Origin of the sequence: Micromonospora chokoriensis, from assembly GCF_000718555.1 — a bacterium.
Classification (GTDB): domain Bacteria; phylum Actinomycetota; class Actinomycetes; order Mycobacteriales; family Micromonosporaceae; genus Micromonospora; species Micromonospora chokoriensis_B.
In genome coordinates, this window is record NZ_JOAN01000007.1 from 117,025 (window position 1) to 137,430 (window position 20,406).

Below are 20,406 nucleotides of genomic sequence, written 5' to 3' on the forward strand. Positions count from 1 at the left end.
GCACACTTCCTATGCACAACTCTTGTGCATAGGAAGTGTGCAGAGATAGTGTGCAGTCATGGGGAACGACGAAGGCGTCTCGCAGCCTGCGCTGCGTGAAGTGCGGATCGACAAACGGCAGGTCCGGGTGCTGGCGCACCCGCTGCGAATGAGGCTGGTCGGGGCGCTACGCGTGAAGGGGCCCGCTACCGCGACCACCCTCGCCGAACTGCTCGGCACCAACACCGGTGCGACCAGCTACCACCTGCGACAGCTCGCCGAGGTCGGGCTGGTCATCGAGGATCCCGACCGGGGCAGCGGGCGGCAGCGCTGGTGGCAGGCCGCCCACGACGTCACCAACTGGGAGCCGTCCGACTTCGACGACGACCCCGACGCCCGGGCCGCGATCGAGTGGATCCAGGGCGACCAGGTGCGTCTCCTCGCCGAGACCGCCGACCGCTGGTTCGCCACCCAGCACGAGTGGTCGGCCGCCTGGCGGGACGGGTTCGGCATGGGCGACATCTTCATGACCATCCCGCCGGCCCGGCTGGAGGAGCTCAAGGCGGAGGTGTGGCAGGTGCTGGAGCGGTATCACCGCGAGGCCGAGTCCGATGCCGCCACCGACCCGGGTGCCCGGCCGGTGCAGGTGTTCCTGGCCGCCTACCCGTTGCGCGAGGGTCTCCGGTGAGCGCGAGGAGTGAGCTGGGTTTGCGAGCCCCGCAGTCGCGAACGAAAGGTGGCTCGGTGAGCGCGAGGAGTGAGCTGGGTTTGCGAGCCCCGCAGTCGCGAACGGAGGTGGCGTCGTGAGCGCGCTGACCGTACGTCAGGTTCGGTTCCGGTACCTCATGCTGTACGGCCTGCGCTGGTTGCCGACGGGTCTGATGATCCCAGTGATGATTCTGCTGATGCAGGAGCGCGGCCTGTCGTTGCCGCAGATCGGCCTGGTCGGCACGGCGCAGGGGCTGTTGGTGTTGGCGCTGGAGCTGCCCACCGGCGGGCTCGCCGACGCCCTCGGTCGTCGACCCGTGCTGCTCGCCGCCGGGGTGCTCAACCTCGCCTCGCTGGCGCTGTTCGCGGTGGCCGACTCGTTCTGGCTGTTCTTCCTGGTCTGGGCGCTGCAAGGCATCTACCGGGCGTTGGACAGTGGCCCGTTGGAGTCCTGGTACGTCGACGCCACCCTGGCCGCCGACCCGGAGGCCGAGTACGAGCGGGGCCTCGGGTACGCCGGCACCGTCGTCGGCGGGGCCATCGGCGCTGGCGCGCTGCTCAGCGGTGGTCTCATCGCGCTCGGCCCGATCGGGCCGGTCACCGCGCTCACGGTGCCCGTGCTGCTCGCCATCGTCGCGCAGGCGGCGGCGCTCGTCGCGCTGGTCGTGTTGCTTGTCGAAGAGCGGCCGGCCACCGGGGTCGCGGCGTTGCGGGCCTCGGTGGTCCAGGCGCCTCGGATGATCGGCCAGGCCGTCGGGCTGCTGCGTCGCTCCCGGGTGCTGCTGGCGTTGGTGGCAGTCGAGCTGTTCTGGGGATTCGGCATGATCACCTTCGAGTCGCTGCTGCCGGTCCGGCTCGCCGAGGTGATCGGTAACCCGGAACGCGCCGCGGCGCTGCTCGGGCCGGCGAACTCGGCCGCCTGGCTCGCCTCGGCCGCCGGCGCGGCACTGACTCCACTGCTGCTGCGCTGGTTCGGCGCCGCTCCGGGTGCGGCTCTGCTGCGCATCCTCCAAGGCGTGACGGTGGCCGGGATGGGGCTGTTCGCCGGGCCGGTCGGGGTGCTGGTGGCGTACCTGGCCTGCTACGCCGTGCACGGGGCGTCCAACCCGCTGCACAGTGGGCTGCTGCACCGGCAGGTCGACGGACCGTACCGGACCAGCGTGCTCTCGCTGAACTCGATGATGGCGCAGCCGGCCGCCGCGCTCGGTGGGGTGGTGCTCACGGCGCTCGCCGCCGCCACAAGCGTCAGCACCGCGATGGTGGTCGGCGCGGTGGTGTTGGCCGTCGCCGCCCCGCTGTATCTGCCCGCCTGGCTGGCCGGCCGCCGGGCCGCCCCGGCTGTCGAGCCGACCGCGGTCCCGGTGCCCGCCGCCGACCGTTGAGGGGAAGGCCCCTCGCCTGACTGGCAGCCGGCCAGTCAGGCGAGACGGATCGAGCTGAGCGGGAGAGTGTTGGTGAAGCCGAGCCGACGGTAGAGCCGCGCCGCACCGACGTTGTGCGTGTAGACACCGAGCCCGACGGTGTCGTGGCGCGACAGCAGCGCCCGGGTCATCCCCGCGGTCAGGGACGCGCCCAGCCCGCGACCCCGTTGGTCGGGGGCGACGGTCAGACCGGCGATGAAGCCGATGTCACCCTGGCTGCGGTCCGCGCCGCAGGCCACCAGGCGGTCGCCGGCCCGGATGCCGTACCAGGCCACCACCCGTGGGTCGCTCGGGCGGGAGGTGGTGCTGGGAAACGCCTCGTCGATAAGTGCCTCCAGCGCCGGATGGTCGGCGTCGGTGAGGCGTACGACGGGCTGCTCGTCCGGCTGCGCCGGCGGTGACGTGTCGGCCCAGTGGAAGTCCCAGTCGCTGTGCTCGGCCACCGCCAGCCGGTCGACCAGCAGACCACGGTCGTGCCGGGGCAGGTGCAGCCGGTGACCCGGGTGCAGCATCCCGTCGGCGGCGAGCGCGACACAGATCTCCAGCGCCGGCTCGGCCGGGCCGATCGCGCAGCCGGCCGGCCCGTGCGCGGGCGGCACCAGCCACAGCACGGCACCATCGCGCCGATAGCCACGCACCGCCGGGTGGCCGCCCAGCGCGTGTCGGGCGAACGGGTGGTGGCCGACGGCGGCCAGGACGGCGCTCCGGTCCTGGAGCACCTGGTCGTCGGTGATCATGGGCCCACCTTAGGAGCCGGAAGGTGGAACGCTCGCGCCGGTCCGGCGTGAGGTGGCCGGATCCACCGTGGAGATTGGCGAGCCGACCGATTGGGTACATCTCGCGCCGACCTACTGGGAACCCCCACCGGAGGACCGACATGCTCGCCATTCTCGCGGCCATCGTCTTTGGCTTTGCCCTGCTGCTCGACCTGCTCAACACCGACTTCGGAGCGCCCGACCTGTTCAACTGGAACACTCTCGTGCTCATCGGGCTACTCCTTCTCTCGCTCTACCTGGGTGGCGTGGGCAGCGGCCCGCGCGGCGGTGGCGGCGGCCGCTGGTACCGGGGCCGTCGCCCCGGGCGTGGCTGACCGGAACCGATCACCGGTGGTAGGCCCGCGGCGCGATTCCGGTGCCGCGGGCCCGGCCCGGTACTGTCTTCGTGATGGAGTCCGACGCCCTCTTCTCCCTCGGTGAACCCGCCGGGTCGCGCAGCGCGCCCGATGGCCCCGCCGGTGTCGACGGCTTCACCGCGGTTGCCGACGATTCGCCCCTGCCCGTCCGGATGCGCCCGGTGACCCTCGACGAGTTGGTCGGGCAGGAGCACCTGCTCGCCCCCGGCGCACCCCTGCGGCAGTTGGTCTCCGGCGGGGCTCCGTTGTCGGTGATCCTCTGGGGCCCGCCGGGCAGCGGCAAGACCACCATCGCGCACCTGGTGGCCGGGGCCACCGATCGGCGCTTCGTCGCCATGTCGGCGCTCTCCGCCGGTGTGAAGGACGTGCGGGCGGTGATCGAGGCGGCCCGCCGTCAGCGTCGTTCGGGCGGCCCCCAGACCGTGCTCTTCATCGACGAGGTGCACCGGTTCAGCAAGACCCAACAGGATTCCCTGCTCGCCGCCGTCGAGGACCGTACGGTCACCCTGCTGGCGGCGACCACCGAGAACCCGTACTTCTCGGTCATCTCGCCGCTGCTGTCGCGGTGCGTGCTGCTCACCCTGCAACCGTTGGACGACGAGGCCGTACGGGGCCTGCTGCGCCGCGCGGTCACCGACAAGCGCGGCCTGGACGGCGCACTCACCTTGACCGCCGAGGCCGAGGACCACCTGGTCCGGTTGGCCGCTGGTGACGTCCGTAAGGCGCTTACCGCGCTGGAGGCGGCGGCGGCCTCCGCCACGGCGCTCGGCGGCGGGCGCATCGATCTCGCCACCGCGGAGCAGGCGGTCGACGTGGCGGCGGTGCGCTACGACCGCGACGGCGACGCCCACTACGACGTGGTCAGCGCCTTCATCAAGAGCATGCGCGGCTCGGACGTGGACGCGGCGGTGCACTGGCTGGCCCGCATGCTGGTCGCTGGTGAGGACGCCCGGTTCATCGCCCGCCGTCTGGTCATCTTCGCCAGCGAGGACGTGGGCATGGCCGACCCGGGGGCGTTGAGCGTCGCGACCGCCGCCGCCCACGCGGTCGAGTACGTCGGGCTGCCCGAGGCGCAGCTCAACCTCGCCCAAGCGGTGATCCACCTGGCCACGGCACCCAAGTCGAACTCGGCCACCACCGCCATCGGCGCCGCGATCGCCGACGTCCGCGCCGGCCGCGGGGGCCCGGTGCCGCGAGGGCTGCGCGACGCGCACTACGCCGGCGCCCGAGGGTTGGGCCACGGGACCGGCTACCGCTATCCGCACGACGACCAGCGCGGCGTGCTCACCCAGCAGTACGTCCCGGACGACCTGGTGGGCACCGACTACTACCAGCCCAGCCCGCACGGCGCGGAGCGGTCGGTGGCCAGCCGGCTGCCGGTGCTGCGCCGGATCGTGCGTGGTCTGCCGGCCCCGGCCGCCCGCCCGGAGACTTCGACATCCGAGCCGCCCGTAACGGCGCAGACCGCGTCGGCGCTAAACGGCGAGGTCGGCCGACCGACAGCCGGCACGGGCGCCCCCGGCACGATGCAGGACAGCGGCACCGACGCCGCAGGAGAGGGTCAACAGTGAAATCGCGTGGTGGGGACCGCCCGGACGAGGGCCCGGACGAGGGGCGCGATCCCCGCGCCAAGACCCGCCGTTGGGGTCGCGGTCGGGCAGCGGAGGCCGAGCCGGAGGAGCCGGTCGCCGGCGAGGAGTTCGGCTGGATCGACGACCTGCGCTCGGCCAAGCAGCAACGCACCGAGCTGGGCCCGGACGGCGTAGCGGCAGAGCCGAGCCGACCCCGCGGGGGCATGCCGCCGGCAGACCCCGTCGGGCCACCCGCACCACCCACCCCGCGTACGCCGGCCAAGCCGGCCGGTGCGCGCGGAGGCCCGCCGGAGCCCTCGGCGCCGCCGGCCCCGCGGCAGAGTGACTCGGGCGGTGCCGCCGGCCGTCGACCGGTCGACGGCCCCTGGCCGGGCGAGAACCCACCGCCGGGCCGCCGCCCGGAGGACCGGCCACCCGCCGCTGGCCCCGGCGCCCCGGGGCAGCCGCCGCGACGCGGCGTGCAGGCGGCGCCCGGGGCTCGCGCTGCCGTACCACCGCCGCCACCCACCGGTCGCCCGGGTGGGGGCGACCAGACCGGCCCGCAGGGGCCTCGCCCGGCGGCCGACGCGCCCGGCGGCCCAGCCCGTCCGCGCGGCGCGGCAGTTCCTCCCGGCCCACCGACCTCAGGCGTCCAGTCCGGCCGTCGTCCGGACGCCGCCGTTGCGCCGGGCCGTCGCCTGGACGCCGCCGCAGCTGGCGGGCATCCGGACGCGATGCCGCCGCTGCGCCGTCCGGACGCTGGCCCGCCGGGACGTCGTCCCGGCCCGGAGCCCACCGAGCCCGGCCGTGCCCTGCCGCCGGCCGACGGCACGCCCGCCGGTCGACGCGCCACCGGCCCGGCACCCGATCCGGCGCGGGCCGCCGGAGCACCCGCCGCCCCCGGCCCGGCCCGCTTCGAGGGTGCGCCGACCGGCGTCGTGCCGCCGAACGCGGACGGCCTGCGGCCCGACCCCGCCATCGCCCGCGACCCGCGTACCGCCCGGCGTCGCCCGGGCCCGACCGATCCCGGTGCACCGGAGCCCACCGGCCGGCGGGCCGCCGAGCCTCCCCGCCCGGCAGCCGGCGGCCGCCGCCGCGCCGCAGAGCCCGAGGAGCCGGTGGTGCCCCGCTCGGGCAACGCGCCATCCGTGCCCGAGGTGGCCGGTGGTCACAGCGGTGCCATGCCCGCCGTCGGCCCCACCGACGGCACCGGTCGTCGTCGGGTCGTCTCCGACGAACCGGAACGGCGAACGCCTGCCGGGGGCGAACCACGGCTGGACCGGCCCGAGCGGCCCGCGGACTGGCTACGCCAGGCCGGGCGGCTGCCGCACACCGACCCTGGCCTGCCGGTGGTCAACCGCCGAGGTGGCAACCCGCCGGCCGCGGGTCGCCGTCCGGCGGCGTCGGACCTTGCCGACCCGGCGTCCGGTCGGCTCGCCGTGCCGGACCCGGCCGCGGAGCCCACCGCCGCCCGCCGGCCCGCCGGCCCGCCGGCTGACCCGGGCGCGGAGGCACCGATCGGTCGTCGACCATCCCGGCCCGACGGGTCGGGATCCACCGGAGAGCAGGCGCTGCCCTATCCGCCGGCGCCGGGTGAGCGGCCCGCCCGTGGGCGGGGTGCCGCGGCACCCACTCCGGACCCCACCGGCCGGCGCGGCCGTGCCGTGGTCGGGTCCGGTCCGGACCCGACGCCCACCCCGGATCCGTCCGGCCGACGACGTCGTCCACCGGCCGAGCCTGGCCCCGACGGTACGGGGGGCCCCGGTCGACCCGGGCCCGCGAGTGACCGCCCCGACGACCCTTACGCCGGTGGGCGCCCCACGCCCGGTGCCGGTCCCGCCGCGCCGGCTCGGGGCGCCGCCCGTTCCACCCCGCCCGGCCGGGCCCGGCCCATCCCGGGCGACGCGCCGACCCCGGGCCCCGGGCGTCGTGGCGTCGACGGCCCACAGCGCCCCGGCCCGGATGCCGAGGCGGCGCCCCGGGACAACACCCGCCCCGATGGCCCGGCTCGGGCCGCTGTGCCGCCGGGTGCGGACGGTCCGCCGCGTTCACGTCCAGAAGGTCCGGCTCGTGCGGCGGTGCCGCCGGGGTCGCGTCCGGACGGTCCGGCTCGTACGGCGGTGCCGCCGGGGTCGCGTCCGGACGGTCCGGCTCGCGCCGCCGTCCGTCCACCCGGAGTGCAGCCGCCCACCGACGACCGACCGTCCGGTGAGCCGGGGCCGGCCGGGCTGGCCCGTGGTGGTGCTCCGGTCGGCCGGCCCGCGCCGGCCGACCGCGCTGCCGGACGGGCTCTGCCTCCGCCTCGGGAGCCCGGTCGTGCCGAGCCGAGCGGTGTCACGCCCGTGCCGCCACCCGGACGCGCCGGCGAGCCCGTCGGCGTGGCTCGCGCCGCCGTCGTGGTGCCCTCCGCGTCCGGCCCGGTGGACCGGCCGGCACCGGAGCCCTCCGAGGGGCCGGCGCTGCGCTCGGCCGGCCAGGACGTGCCGGACGACGACGGCGCACCGGGTGCCCGTTCCGAGGAGCGCCGGCAGACCCGTGAACGACGTCGCCTGCGGGCGGCCGTGTTGGTGCTGGTCAGCGTCGTGCTGCTCGGCGCGGTGCCGCTCTTCTTCGGTATCCGGACGCTGAGCCGTGACCCGGTCTTCGACAACCTGGACCAGCTCAACGTGCCCGGCTGGGCGGCCGCGAAGACGGTCGACGACGTCAGCGGCAGCCGGTGGTGCCTGCTCGACTGCCGGCTGCGTGAGCGCACCGTGACGTCGGAGAAGGCGCCCAAGGAGACGGCGCAGGTCTATGAGGACGCGCTGCGGCAGGACGGGTGGCAGCCGTGGAAGGTGAGCCGCTGCCCGGAGCAGCAGACGAAGGGCAGCTACACCTGCTGGCGTCGCGACGAGCTGACCCTCGACCTGTGGGTACGCGAGCCGACCTGTGTGCCGCCGCCGGTGGACGGCGAGCCGGCAGTCGTGCCGTCCGTGGACCCGTCGGCCGCTGCGACCGAGTGCACCGGCTCGTTGGTGTCGGTGAAGGTACGCAATGCGATCGACGACGAGCGGACCAGGCCGCAGCCGACCACCGACCCGTCACTGACCGGTGAGGATCCGTTCCCAACGGTCAGCGCGGATCCGCTGGGTGAGCTGACACCCTCACCGTCGTGAGCCGGTCTCCATCACGGACGGTAGGGTCTGGGGCTGGCGGGCTCACCCGCTACCGGTGACCGCCGGCGGCTCGGCGGCCGGTACGGGTGCCATGGTTGTGCGTTCCGGGGACGTCGGGTCCTGCGGAATTCTGCTTGAGGAGGACAGGCGTGGGCGACATTGGAGCGATCGCGGCCCTGATCGCGGCGTGCGCGTTCGCGGTGCTGGTGCTCATCCTGACGCTGCCCATCCTGCGGCTGCGGCACACGGTTGACGCCACCACCCGCATGATCAACGACCTGAACGAGCGGACCGCGCCGCTGCTCAGCGACGTGAACGCCACGGTGAAGAACGTCAACACCGCGCTGGAGCAGGTGCAGACCTCGCTCGACGGTGTGAACCTCCAACTGGCGAAGGTCGACACCATGACCAGCCACGCGCAGAACGTCACCGCCAACATCGCCAACCTGGCCACCGTCGTCTCCGCCGCCGCCGCAAACCCGCTGGTCAAGGTGGCCGCATTCGGCTACAGCGTGCGCAAGGCCGCTGCCGGCCGCCGGCACGCCGAGACCGAGCGTGAGGTGCGCGACACCATCAAGCAGCAGCGCCGGGCCGCGCGGCGCGGCAACAGCTGACCGGCCGGCGCATCAGGAGGTAGCGAGACATGAGGCGTTTGTTCTGGCTCGGTATCGGGGTGGCCGTCGGTGTGATCGTGGTCCGCAAGGCGACCCGGACCGCGCAGGCGTACACGCCGGCGGGTATCGCCAGCTCGCTAACGGAATCCGCTGGCGGGCTCGTCGAGTCGCTGCGTAGTTTCGTGGAGGACGTTCGGGTCGGGATGGCCGAGCGCGAGCAGGAGATCCATCAGGCCTTCGCCCAGGGCGAGGCGTTCGACGATCAGTTCGCCGAACTGCGGGAAGACCCGCGAATCGGCGATCGAGACATCTTTCCGGAGGAACACCAGCGATGAAGACGGCGGAGATCAAGCGGCGGTACCTCGCGCACTTCGAGGCGAATGGCCACACCGTGGTGCCGTCCGCTCCGCTGCCCGCCATCAGCGACCCGAACCTGCTGTTCGTCAACGCCGGCATGGTGCAGTTCGTGCCGTACTTCCTGGGGCAGCAGACGCCCGCGTTCCAGCGGGCGGTCAGCGTGCAGAAGTGCATCCGTACCCCGGACATCGACGAGGTCGGCAAGACCAGCCGGCACGGCACGTTCTTCCAGATGAACGGCAACTTCTCCTTCGGTGACTACTTCAAGGCCGGGGCGATCCCGCTCGCCTGGGATCTGGTCACCAAGTCGCAGGCCGACGGCGGGTTCGGGCTGGACGCGGAGCGCGTCTGGCCGACGGTGTACCTCGACGACGACGAGGCGTACGAGATCTGGCGGTCGGTGGGTGTGCCCGCCGAGCGGATCGTGCGCCGGGGCAAGGCCGACAACTTCTGGTCGATGGGCATTCCCGGGCCATGCGGCCCGTGCTCTGAGCTGTTCTACGACCGGGGCCCGGAGTACGGCCGTGAGGGTGGCCCGGCGGTCGACGAGGACCGTTACATGGAGTTCTGGAACCTCGTCTTCATGCAGTTCGAGCGGGGTCCGGGCACGACGAAGGACGACTACCCGATCCTGGGTGACCTGCCGGCGAAGAACATCGACACCGGCATGGGCCTGGAGCGGATGGCCTCGATCCTGCAGGGCGTGGACAACCTGTACGAGATCGACGAGGTCCGGCCGATCCTGGCCCGGGCGGCCGAGCTGACCGGTAAGCGGTACGGCGCGCACTCCGGGCATGTGGCGAGCGAGTCGCACCCGGACGACGTGCGGCTGCGGGTGATCGCGGATCACGTGCGGACCGCGTTGATGCTGATCGGCGACGGCGTGACCCCGAGCAACGAGGGTCGCGGGTACGTGCTGCGGCGAATCATGCGCCGGGCGATCCGGTCGATCCGGCTGCTGGGTTGGCAGGACCGGGCGTTGCCCGAGCTGCTGCCGGTGGCGCGGGACTGCATGGCGCCGTCGTACCCGGAGCTGGCGACCGACTTCGACCGGATCGCGGACTACGCGTACGCGGAGGAGGAGGCGTTCCTGTCGACCCTGCGTGCCGGCACGACGATCCTGGACACCGCGATCGCCGAGACCCGTACGGCGGGTGGCTCGGCGCTGTCCGGGGCGAAGGCGTTCCAGCTGCACGACACGTACGGCTTCCCGATCGACCTGACCCTGGAGATCGCCGCGGAGCAGGGCCTCACGGTCGACGACGAGGGTTTCCGGCGGCTGATGGCCGACCAGCGGACCCGGGCGAAGGCGGACGCGCAGGCGCGTAAGACCGGGCACGTCGACCTGTCGGCGTACCGGTCGGTGCTCGACTCGGGTGGCCCGGTGACGTTCACCGGCTACAGCGAGGTGTCGCGGGAGTCGACGGTGCGGGCGCTGATCGGCGCCGACGGCCCGCGCCAGGCGGCGACCGAGGGCGACACCATCGAGTTGGTGCTGGACACGACCCCGTTCTACGCCGAGGGCGGTGGCCAGCAGCCCGACCTGGGCATGATCACCGTTGGTGGCGGGCAGGTCGAGGTGCTCGACGTGCAGCAGCCGGTGCCCGGCCTGATCGTGCACCGCGCTCGGGTGATCCGGGGCGAGGTACGTGCCGGTGAGGCCGGCTTCGCCGAGATCGACACGACCCGGCGTCGGGCGATCTCCCGGTCGCACACCGCCACGCACCTGGTGCACCAGACCATGCGCAACTTCCTCGGCGAGTCGGCCACGCAGGCCGGGTCGCTGAACGCCCCCGGTCGGCTCCGGTTCGACTTCAACACCCCGACCGGGGTGTCGCCGAGCGTCCTGCGCGACGTGGAGCAGCAGGTCAACGAGGTGCTCCTGGCCGACCTGGAGGTGCACGCCTTCATCACCTCGCTGGACGAGGCGCGGCGGATCGGCGCGATGGCGCTCTTCGGCGAGAAGTACGGCGAGGAGGTGCGGGTCGTCGAGGTGGGTGACTACGCCCGGGAGCTGTGCGGCGGCACGCACGTGGCCCGGTCGGCCCAGCTCGGTCTCGTGAAGATCCTCTCCGAGTCGTCGATCGGATCCGGCGTGCGCCGGGTCGAGGCGCTGGTGGGCATGGACGCCTTCGGCTTCCTGGCCAAGGAGCACCTGCTGGTCTCCCGGCTGGCCGAGCTGTACCGGGTGCCCAACGATCAGGTCGCTGACCGGGTGGAGCAGACCGTCACCCAGCTGCGGGACGCCGAGAAGGAGCTGGAGAAGCTGCGTGCCCAGCTGGTGCTGGGCGGGGCGTCGGCGCTCGCGGCGCAGGCCAAGGACGTGCGCGGGGTCGCGTACGTGGGCACCGAGGCGCCGGAGGGTGCGGCCGGCAACGACGTGCGCACCCTGGCGCAGGAGATCCGCGGCAAGATCGACCCGGCGCGTCCGGCGGTGGTCGCGGTGGCGGCTCGGTCGAACGGCAAGGCGTCCCTGGTGGTGGCGGTCAACGCGGCGGCGCGCAGCCGAGGGCTGGCCGCATCGGATCTGGTGAAGGCGGCGTTCTCCGGTCGTGGCGGGGGTAGCCCCGACCTGGCCCAGGGCGGCGGTCTGCCCGCAGCCGAGGCGCCGAACCTGCTGCTCACCGTCGAGAAGGCGATCACTGAGGCGTGATGAACGATCACTGTCAGCCAGGGCGGGCCGTTTGGTCCGCCCTGGTTTGTGCCCGGCCGGTGGTGACCGTCGGTGGCTGAGCTGACGCGTGGTGTGCGAATCGGTGTGGATGTCGGTCAGGTGCGGGTGGGTATCTCCCGCTCGGATCCGGACGGGATCTTGGCGACGCCGCTGGTTACCCTTGCCCGTGACCTCACGGCGGCGCCAGACGCGGTGCCGAGCGACCTCGCCGAGCTGGCCGCGTTGGTGGCCGAGCACGAGGCTGTCGGGGTTGTCGTCGGCCTTCCGGTCAATCTCGCTGGCAAGCATGGCCCGGCGGCCGTCCATGTGAAGGCGTACGCTGACCGACTGGTCGATGTGATAGCGCCTATCCCGGTAACGCTCACTGACGAGAGGATGTCGACCGTGGTCGCCTCTCGTAGGCTTGCCGAGCGTGGCGTCCGAGGTAAACGTCAACGTGCGGTTGTCGATCAGGCGGCCGCAGTGGAGATCCTGCAGAGCTGGCTGGACGCGCAGCGGAGGCGGACGTAATGATCGACGATCTGGACCTTGGGTTCGACGAGCCGGAGCGGGGGGAGAAGGGTCGGCACCGGCGTGGCTTCCGCAAGCGCAACGGCGGGAAGTCCGGTGGCGGCCGGGGCAAGACGTTCCTGGCCCTGCTGATGGCCCTGCTCCTGCTGGGCACCATCGGTGGCGGCGCGTTCTACGGCTTCGACCGCATCCAGGGCTACTTCGTCACCCCTGACTACGACGGCGCCGGCAGCGGTGAGATCACCGTCGAGATCAAGAGCGGCGCGTTCCTCGCTGACATGGCCGATGCCCTCGTCGCGGCCGACGTGGTGAAGAGCCAGAAGGCGTTCGTCGAGGCGGCCGAGGCCAACTCGCGCAGCAAGAACATCCAGCCGGGCACGTACAAGCTGCGCAAGCAGATGAGCGGCGCGAGCGCCGTCGAGGCGATGCTCGACCTGAAGAACAAGATCGTCAACGGGTTGACCATCCCCGAGGGCCGCACCGCCAAGAACATCTACAAGCTGCTCTCGGAGAAGACCAAGATCCCGGTCAAGGACTTCGAGGCCGCGGCGAAGAACCCGGAGGCGCTCGGCGTCCCGTCCTGGTGGTTCAAGCGCGACGACGGCAAGAAGGTCGTCAAGTCCGTCGAGGGATTCCTCTTCCCGGACACCTACGAGATCCCGCCGAAGTCCACGGCGCAGAGCATCCTCAAGCTGATGGTGGGCCGTTTTGTCGCGGTGACCGTGGAGATGAAGTTCGCGGACCGGGTGCAGGAGAATCGCAAGGTCAGCCCGTACGAGGCGCTCATCGTGGCGTCGCTGGCCCAGGCCGAGGCGGGCAACAAGGACGACCTCGGCAAGGTGGCCCGGGTGGCGTACAACCGGGCGTACGGCGAGTTCCCGTGCAACTGCCTCGAGATGGATGTCACGGTCAACTACTACCTGGAGTCGATCGGCAAGCCGACCAAGTCGTCCAGGGACATGACGGCGGCCGAGCTGGACGACCCGAAGAACCCGTACAACCGCAAGCTGCGCGGCATGATCCCCACCCCGATCAACAACCCAGGCAAGCAGGCCCTGGAAGGGGCGATGGACACACCGCCCGGCAAGTGGCTCTACTTCGTGGCGATCGACAAGCAGGGCCACTCGGAGTTCGCCGAGACGTACGAGCAGCACCAGCGCAACGAGGCCAAGGCCCGGGAGGCCGGGATCATCTGATGGCACTCCGACGGCGGGCGGCGGTGCTGGGTAAGCCGATCGCGCACTCACTCTCTCCGGTGATCCACACCGCCGGGTACGTCGCCGCCGGGCTGACCGGGTGGTCGTACACCCGGATCGAGTGCGCGGCGGCGGAGCTGCCGGATCTGGTCGCCGGCCTGGGTCCGGAGTGGGCCGGGTTGTCGGTGACCATGCCGGGCAAGGAGGCGGCGCTCGCCGTGGCCGGTGCCGCCTCGCCGGTCGCCGCCGCCGTCGGCGCGGCCAACACGTTGGTACGCCGTCCAGACGGCACCTGGTACGCGGACAACACCGACGTCGCCGGCATGGTGGACGTGCTCACCGACGCCGGGGTGAGCGACGGTGCCGCCGTGACGGTGCTCGGTGCCGGTGGGACGGCCCGTGCCGCGCTGGCTGCCGCCGCGCAGCTCGCCTGCTCGTCGGTGACGGTGGTGGCCCGCCGACCGGCGGCGGTCGACGAGCTCCGGCCGGTGGCCGACACCCTGGGTGTCACGCTGACGCCCGCCGAATGGGCAGCGGCGCCCCGGCACCTGCGCACCGCCGACCTGGTCGTCTCCACCGTGCCGAAGGGGGTTGCCGACCCGCTGGCCGGCGCGGTGGCGTGGCGGTCGGGCACGGTGCTCTTCGACGCGCTCTACGACCCGTGGCCGACACCGCTGGCAACGGCCGCCGACGGGGCCGGCTGCCGGATCGTCTCCGGTCTGGATCTCCTGCTGGCCCAGGCGGTCGGGCAGTTCGAGCAGTTCACCGGCGTGGCCGCGCCGAGGGCGGCGATGGCCGCCGCGCTGGCCGCAGCGCGAGCTCAGTGACGGTCCGATCTCACGGAACACGAGTCGATCACTCGAACCACCCGTTCCTTAGCTGACGGTTAAGACGCGCTTACGGAAAACTGTCCTTCCGGCGACGTGTCCTGGTCATCGATACGCTGCTGACCGTTACGGACGCAGACACAGGGAGTTTCCTTGACCAGGCACGGACTGCACCGCATCACCCGGTTCCGCTCCGGACCCCGGCGTAAGGCGATTGCCATCGGCGTGGTCGGTGGTTCGGTGGTGGCCGGCATCGTGGCGACCATGATGCCGCTGCTGGCCAGCGACGACCTGTCGATCCGGGCGGCGGCGGACACCACCGCGACGGCGGTGTCGCAGGACGGTGACAACGCGGCCAAGACGACGCTGGCCACCTGCGCGGCGCGCTGCGACGGCAACCCGCGCGGTGGCCGTGAGGCGGTCATCGAGTTCGCGGTGACCACGGTGCCGGCCGCGGCGGTCAACATTCGAGCGACGTTGCGGGTGCACGCCTGGCAGCAGTTCGCCGCCACGGTGACGGCGCACGCCTCGCCGCTGAGCGCCCGCGAGTCGCGGCCACCGCTGACGCCGGGCGGTGCCGCGCTGGACAGCGTGACAAGTGTGTCCAAGGGCGTCAACGAGTGGGACGTCTCCAAGCTGGTCACCGGCAACGGCACCTGGACGGTCTCGCTGGCGCAGAGCGGCTTGGAGAGCCGGATCTACTGGGCGTCGATCGAGAACCGCAACCCCGATCTGCGGCCCAGCCTGCTGATCAGCTACGACCTCGGGGCCAAGCCATCGCCGGTGACCACCACCCGGCCGGCGCCGCCGCCGTCACCGAGCGCGTCGCCGACCACCGCCACGCCGAGGCCGTCGCCGACCGTCGCCCCGAGCCGGACGGCGACCCCGAGTGCCAGCGGCACCCTTCCGGCCGGCAAGTGTGGGTCCGTGTCGGACAAGCTCGTCCCGTCCTGCGGCGCCTGGTGGGGCATGTACTCGCCCGCCGGGGCGGCCGGCGGCTGGGACCACGGCAAGGCCGTCACCGACGTGGAGGCGCAGGTCGGGCGCAAGTTCGACATCGTGCACCGCTACCACGACTTCTCCAACGCCGGCAGCAACGGGGCCTTCCCCGACGTGTACGAGTCGCAGCAGATGCGCGAAGGCCGGTTGATGTTCTTCGCCTGGGAGTCCCGGGACTTCTCCGCCGGCACCACCCTCAAGTGGTCGGACGTCTACGGCGGCAAGCAGGACGACACCATCGACGCGGTCGCGGGCCGGATCCGCGCCGCCGGCGTGCCGGTCTTCATCGGCTTCGACCACGAGCCGGAGGACGAGCCGGCCAAGGGCAGCGACGCCGACTTCGTCCGTGCCTGGCGCTACGTCCATGAGCGGTTCGCAAGCGCCGGCGCGACCAACGCGGTCTGGGTCTGGACGATGATGGGCTGGTCCGGGCACTACTCCCGGTATGCCGGCCTGTACCCCGGTGACCGGTACGTCGACTGGGTGGCGTACGACCCGTACAACTTCCACGTCTGCAACGGCAGCACGGTGTGGAAGAGCCCGAGCACGACAGTTGGCGGCTTCTACCGATGGCTGGACGACAACGGCATCGGCGCCGGCAAGCCTCGGATGCTCGCCGAGTTCGGTACCAACTTCAACTCCGCCGACCTGGGCGCCAAGCAGCGCTGGTTCCAGGAGTTCCCGGCGGCGCTGAAGGCGCACCCGAAGATCAAGGCGGCCATCTACTTCAACTCGGCCGGCATGACCAGCCGTACGTCTACCTGCGACATGACGATGAATCACGACGCCTCGGCGGTGGCTGGCTTCGCGAAGGCCGGACAGGACCCCTACCTGCGGCAACCCACCGGAGGCAGCCGCTGACGTCGCAAAGGAGCTGACAGCACGGCGTTCGCCGGGGGTCGGGAATCCGATCCTCCGGCGTTCTGTCGGCTTGCGGATTCATGCACCGCCCAATCGGCGGATTTTGCATACCAGGCTGGACGAGGCACGCTACCTCGGGTTCTCATCCATCTTGGAGGCGAAGCGTGCCCAAACTCTCGCACTTGTGGCGTTCCACGGGACGACGTCGTACTCGGGCGGGGATGGTCGCACTCGCGATCGTCGCCGCGGTTCTGGGCGTGCCCACGACCAGCTCGGCTGCGGTGGTGCCGGTCCCGGAAACGGCGACCCTGGTGTCGGCGAACCCCGCCGACGTGACCCCACACGCGCGAGACGGTGAGACCCGTGCCTTCGCGCAGGTGGGCAACACGGTCTTCGTCGGCGGCAGCTTCACCCAGCTCCGGCAGACCGCCAGTTCCGCGTGGATCACGCAGCGCTACCTCTTCGCGTACGACCGGACCACCGGCACCATGTCCACCACCTTCCTGCCGGTGCTCGACGGCGCGGTCAACACGCTCCTCGCCGGCCCGGGCGGCACGCTGATCGTCGGCGGCGCCTTCAAGAACGTCAACGGCGTCTCCCGGAAGAACCTGGTGGCGCTGAACCCGTCGACCGGCGCGATCATCGACAGCTGGGTCGGGCGCTCCGACGGCGGCACGGTCCGTGACCTCGCGCTGCACGGCAACTGGCTGTACGTGGCCGGGGCGTTCAACTGGCTCAACGGCACCGCGCACACCGGTCTCGGCCGGCTCAACGCGACCACCGGCGCGATCGACCCGACCTTCAGCGTCGATGCCACCGTGGGGCGGCACAGCACCACGTCGTACGTCTGGGCCATCGACGTCGCGCCGGACGGCAACACGCTTGTCGTCGGCGGCAACTTCACGCTCGTCAACGACCTGCCGCGCAACCAGATGGCGTTGGTGGATGTCTCCGCGACCCCCACGGTGCTCGACTGGAGCACCGAGAAGTTCGTTCCGCCGTGCGCGGCGCCGACGACCTTCGTGCACTACGTGCAGGACGTGAAGTTCGGTGGCGACGGCAGTTGGTTCGTGGTCGGCACCAACGGTGGCGCCGGTTGGCCCACCGCGTACTGCGACGCCCTGGTCCGCTTCGAGACCGCCGCGCGGGGCAGCGGCCAGCTCGCCACCTGGGTCGACTTCACCGGCAACGACACCATCACCTCGCTCGAGGTGGCGGACAACGTGATCTACCTGGGCGGGCACTTCCGCTGGCTGAACAACCCCAACGCCAGCGACAACGCCGGCCCGGGCGCGATCGACCGGCTCGGCATCGCCGCCGTCACCCCGGCGACCGGCATGCCGGTGAACTGGAACCCGCGCCGCAGCGGCAGCGCCTCGATGCCCTCGGGCACCAGCAACTGGGGTTCGGCGGTGCCGGTGCTGTGGCGCGGCTCGGACGGCCTCTACTTCGGGCACAACTCCGACGGCATGGGCGAGGAGTACCACGGCCGGCTCGGCATGTTCCCGCTCGCCGGCGGACGCACCTTCACCGCGAAGAACCCGCCGTCGGCCACCACCGGAAACCTCTACGTGGGCACCGCGTCGGGCACGGTGGCGAAGGTGCCGTTCGACGGCGCCGCGCTGGGCACCCCGGCCACGGTCAGCCAGCCCGCCTACACGGCGGCCGGCGCGACCTGGCGGGTGGACGACCGGATTTACTGGTCGCACACGGTGGCCGGCACGCCCACCGGCAGCCGGATCGACGTCTCGCTCTTCAACGGAGGCGCGATCGGCTCGCCGTGGGAGGCTTCCGGCTACAACGACTGGTACAACCCGGCGGCGTTGACCGGCGCCTTCTATCTCGACGGCCGGCTCTACTACACCCGTACCGGGGCCAACAGCCTCTACTACCGCTACTTCGAGATCGATGGCAACTACCTCGGCGCCACCGAGTTCGCCCTGCCGACCACAGGCGTGACGTGGTCCGCGGTGCGCGGCATGGCCTGGGTGGGCGGTCGGATCGTCTACGGTTCCACCGACGGGGCGCTGCGCAGCGTGCCGTTCGACCCGACGTCCGCGCCGAGCGCGGTGGTCAATGGCACCACGGCGACCGTCATCAGCACCGCGACGCCCGAGTTGTCCTGGTCCACGCCATCGATATTCTTCTCCGTACAGTAAGGGTCAACCGTTCGTAACGGAGCATCGGTAGATTGTTCACGTTGGGCCGGTGGCGGGCACCACCGCCGCCGGCCCCGCGACGTGGGGGAGGGTCGTTGCTCGGCGCCGCTGGTATCCGAACGAGACGCGCGGTGCGTCTGGTCTTCGCGGTCAAACGCGGCTGGTACAAGCTCCGCTACCGAGGGTTGACCCTCGGTCAGGACGTGGAGATCCGTGGCCGGATCCGGCTGCGGCGGGGCGTACGGGTGACCATCGGTGACCGCACCAGGTTGAACAAGCTCGTCCGCTTCGCGGGCCCCGGCGAGGTACGCGTCGGTGCCGACTGTCTGCTCAATGCCACCTGGATCGGCACCTGGACGTCGGTGACAGTGGGGGACCGGTGCCTCCTGTCGGACTGCGAGCTGCTCGACAACGACTTCCACAACCTGCCCCCGGAGCAGCGGCACGCGCCGCCCGGCCCGCTCACCCGTGCCCCGATCGTCCTTGAGGACAACGTCTGGGTCGGTGCGCACGCCCTGGTTCTGAAGGGCGTGCGGGTCGGCCGGGACAGCGTCGTCGGCGCGGCGACGGTGGTCCGCACGGACGTACCACCCGGCGTCGTGGTCGTCGGCAATCCTCAACAGACGGTGAAGAAGTTCCATGACTGATGCAGCGCCCGGCCCCTGGCCCACGGACGGTCCGTCCTCCGGCACCCCCCGTGCGGTGACATTGACCGATCTGCTGCGGGTGCCGCTGCACCGGCTGCGGTTGGTGGCGGCGGTGGCCATGGTCGGTCTGCTCGCCGCGCTCAGCTACGTGCTGCTGGTGCCGGCGGCGATGACCGCGAGCGCCGTGGTCGCGGTCCGGCCGGTGGTGACCGACGCCTTCACCCCCAGCGGCGCGGGCGCCGACCGCGCGGTCAACATGAACGTGGAGAGCGGCATCGCCACCGGCACCGAGGTGGTGCAGCGGCTCGCCGACTCGGCCGGCGGTGACCCGCGGGACATCCGCGACGCGCTCGAGGTCGAGGTGCCCACCGGTGGGCAGATCCTGCGTTTCACCTACCAGGCGCGCGACGCGCACCGGGCCGTGCAGAGCGCCAACCTGGCCGCCGAGGCCTACCTGAGCGTACGACGGACCATGTACGAGCAGCAGCGCGCCGAGATGCTGCGCTCCTACGACGCCAGCATCACCAAAGTCGTCGGTCAGCAGACCGCCTTGCAGAAACGGGCGAACACCGCCCAGGACACCGCTGCCGGCGACGCGCTGGTGGCGGAGCTGGCTGGGATCAACAACCAGCTCACCCAGCTCAACGCCGCGCGTACCGAGATCGCGGCGGTCGACGTCAACCCCGGCTGGGTCACCCAGAGCGCCGAGAAGGCGCTTGTCACCTCCGCCGGGCACCGGCCGCTCTACCTGGTCGCCGGCCTGCTCGGCGGCGCGCTGATCGGCATCGTGCTGGCGTACCTCTGGGAGTCGACCGACCGGCGGGTCCGCTCGGTCGCCGACGGCCGGGACGCCTCCGGCCTTGCGCTGCTCGGCACGGTGCGCCGGCCGGCGTTGCGCGGTAGCCCCCGGGCGGTCGACGCCGACATCCGGTACGTGGCGATGGCGGTCGCCGAGCGGGTCCGTCAGCCGGCCCGGGTGGCGCTGGTCACCGCCCGGGAGGATGCCACCGCGCTCACCGCCGGGCTCGCTGTGGCACTCGCCGTCGACGGCCGGGAGGTCTTCGTCGCCGACGACAGCGGACGGATCGAGCGGCTGCGCGCCACCGTGCTCGCCGACCGGGGCCGGCTGCCCATCGACCCGTCCCGGCCGCTGGTGCCCAAGCCCCGCCCGGCCGGCAGCACACCGGTAGCCGGTGCCGCCACGGAGAGCACGCCCGCCCGCCGACCCTCCCCGCACCCGCCGGGCGCCCGCCCGTCCACCGACCCGGACGCCACGCTGACGCTGCCCCGGGTGGCCTCCGCCCGCCCGGAGAACGGCCGGGTCGTCGCCCCGGACGAGGTGGCCGTGGGCGTGGGCACCGTCCGCTTCGGCACCTGGCGGCAGGGCGCGGACCACGGCCTGGTGCTGTTCAACGCCCCACCGGCGGAGTCCGACGAGCGCGGCGTCGCGGTGGCCCGGCAGGGCAGTGCGGTGGTGGTCGTCGAGCGGGACCGCACCCGGCAGAGCGACCTGCGACGCCTGGTGGAGCGGCTGCGCGCCGCCGGGGTCACCCCGCTGGGCTTCGTGCTCACGCGCAACGGCCGGGCCTGAGCGTG

16 protein-coding genes are annotated in these 20,406 nt (G+C 72.3%); 15 read left to right on the top strand and 1 reads right to left on the bottom strand.

The features are described 5' to 3' along the window. Positions 1-58 precede the first annotated feature (58 nt). On the top strand, positions 59-667 hold the full coding sequence (locus IF46_RS0111870; RefSeq protein ID WP_030488370.1) for an ArsR/SmtB family transcription factor: 609 nt from the start codon (positions 59-61) through the stop codon (positions 665-667). Positions 668-824: 157 nt separating this feature from the next. Next, a complete protein-coding gene (locus IF46_RS0111875) occupies positions 825-2,069 on the top strand; it encodes an MFS transporter (RefSeq protein ID WP_232234015.1) in 1,245 nt (414 codons plus the stop codon). Between the two features lie 35 nt (positions 2,070-2,104). Here the strand turns inward: IF46_RS0111875 and IF46_RS0111880 are convergent, their stop codons facing one another. Continuing rightward, positions 2,105-2,845 (bottom strand): GNAT family N-acetyltransferase, encoded by a 741-nt coding sequence (locus tag IF46_RS0111880; protein ID WP_030488372.1) that lies wholly within the window; start codon positions 2,843-2,845, stop codon positions 2,105-2,107. 140 nt (positions 2,846-2,985) lie between these two features. Between IF46_RS0111880 and IF46_RS0111885 the strand changes: the two genes are divergently transcribed. The 13 genes from IF46_RS0111885 to IF46_RS0111950 all read left to right on the top strand — a co-directional run bounded on the left by IF46_RS0111885 (position 2,986) and on the right by IF46_RS0111950 (position 20,401). Continuing rightward, the gene (locus IF46_RS0111885; protein ID WP_030488373.1) at positions 2,986-3,198 is read left to right on the top strand and encodes a hypothetical protein; all 213 of its coding nucleotides are present in this window, start codon (positions 2,986-2,988) and stop codon (positions 3,196-3,198) included. Between the two features lie 74 nt (positions 3,199-3,272). Further along, the gene (locus IF46_RS0111890) at positions 3,273-4,811 is read left to right on the top strand and encodes a replication-associated recombination protein A (protein ID WP_036391896.1); all 1,539 of its coding nucleotides are present in this window, start codon (positions 3,273-3,275) and stop codon (positions 4,809-4,811) included. A gap of 2,480 nt (positions 4,812-7,291) precedes the next feature. Next, positions 7,292-7,966: a hypothetical protein gene (locus IF46_RS0111900; protein WP_030488375.1), complete on the top strand. Its 675-nt coding sequence runs from the start codon at positions 7,292-7,294 to the stop codon at positions 7,964-7,966. A gap of 149 nt (positions 7,967-8,115) precedes the next feature. Continuing rightward, positions 8,116-8,580, top strand: a complete 465-nt coding sequence (locus IF46_RS0111905) for a DUF948 domain-containing protein (RefSeq protein ID WP_030488376.1) — start codon at positions 8,116-8,118, stop codon at positions 8,578-8,580. 29 nt (positions 8,581-8,609) lie between these two features. After that, positions 8,610-8,915, top strand: a complete 306-nt coding sequence (locus IF46_RS0111910) for a hypothetical protein (protein WP_030488377.1) — start codon at positions 8,610-8,612, stop codon at positions 8,913-8,915. Continuing rightward, on the top strand, positions 8,912-11,590 hold the full coding sequence (gene alaS, locus IF46_RS0111915; RefSeq protein ID WP_030488378.1) for an alanine--tRNA ligase: 2,679 nt from the start codon (positions 8,912-8,914) through the stop codon (positions 11,588-11,590). Before IF46_RS0111910 ends, alaS begins: the two co-directional genes overlap by 4 nt. 72 nt (positions 11,591-11,662) lie before the next feature. Continuing rightward, entirely contained in the window at positions 11,663-12,121 is a 459-nt protein-coding gene (gene ruvX / locus IF46_RS0111920) for a Holliday junction resolvase RuvX (protein ID WP_030488379.1), read from the top strand. Further along, complete coding sequence (gene mltG, locus IF46_RS0111925; protein ID WP_030488380.1) at positions 12,121-13,317, top strand: endolytic transglycosylase MltG; 1,197 nt, start codon at positions 12,121-12,123, stop codon at positions 13,315-13,317. The genes ruvX and mltG overlap by 1 nt, the downstream gene beginning before the upstream one ends. Further along, positions 13,317-14,144 (top strand): shikimate dehydrogenase, encoded by an 828-nt coding sequence (locus IF46_RS0111930; protein ID WP_030488381.1) that lies wholly within the window; start codon positions 13,317-13,319, stop codon positions 14,142-14,144. The genes mltG and IF46_RS0111930 overlap by 1 nt, the downstream gene beginning before the upstream one ends. Positions 14,145-14,297: 153 nt before the next feature. After that, positions 14,298-16,004: a glycoside hydrolase gene (locus IF46_RS0111935; protein WP_030488382.1), complete on the top strand. Its 1,707-nt coding sequence runs from the start codon at positions 14,298-14,300 to the stop codon at positions 16,002-16,004. 221 nt (positions 16,005-16,225) lie between these two features. Continuing rightward, positions 16,226-18,163: a hypothetical protein gene (locus IF46_RS0111940; RefSeq protein ID WP_030488383.1), complete on the top strand. Its 1,938-nt coding sequence runs from the start codon at positions 16,226-16,228 to the stop codon at positions 18,161-18,163. Positions 18,164-18,294: 131 nt separating this feature from the next. Continuing rightward, complete coding sequence (locus IF46_RS0111945; protein WP_232234013.1) at positions 18,295-18,810, top strand: acyltransferase; 516 nt, start codon at positions 18,295-18,297, stop codon at positions 18,808-18,810. After that, positions 18,803-20,401: an LPS biosynthesis protein gene (locus IF46_RS0111950; RefSeq protein WP_030488385.1), complete on the top strand. Its 1,599-nt coding sequence runs from the start codon at positions 18,803-18,805 to the stop codon at positions 20,399-20,401. The genes IF46_RS0111945 and IF46_RS0111950 overlap by 8 nt, the downstream gene beginning before the upstream one ends. The last annotated feature ends 5 nt before the right edge of the window (positions 20,402-20,406 follow it).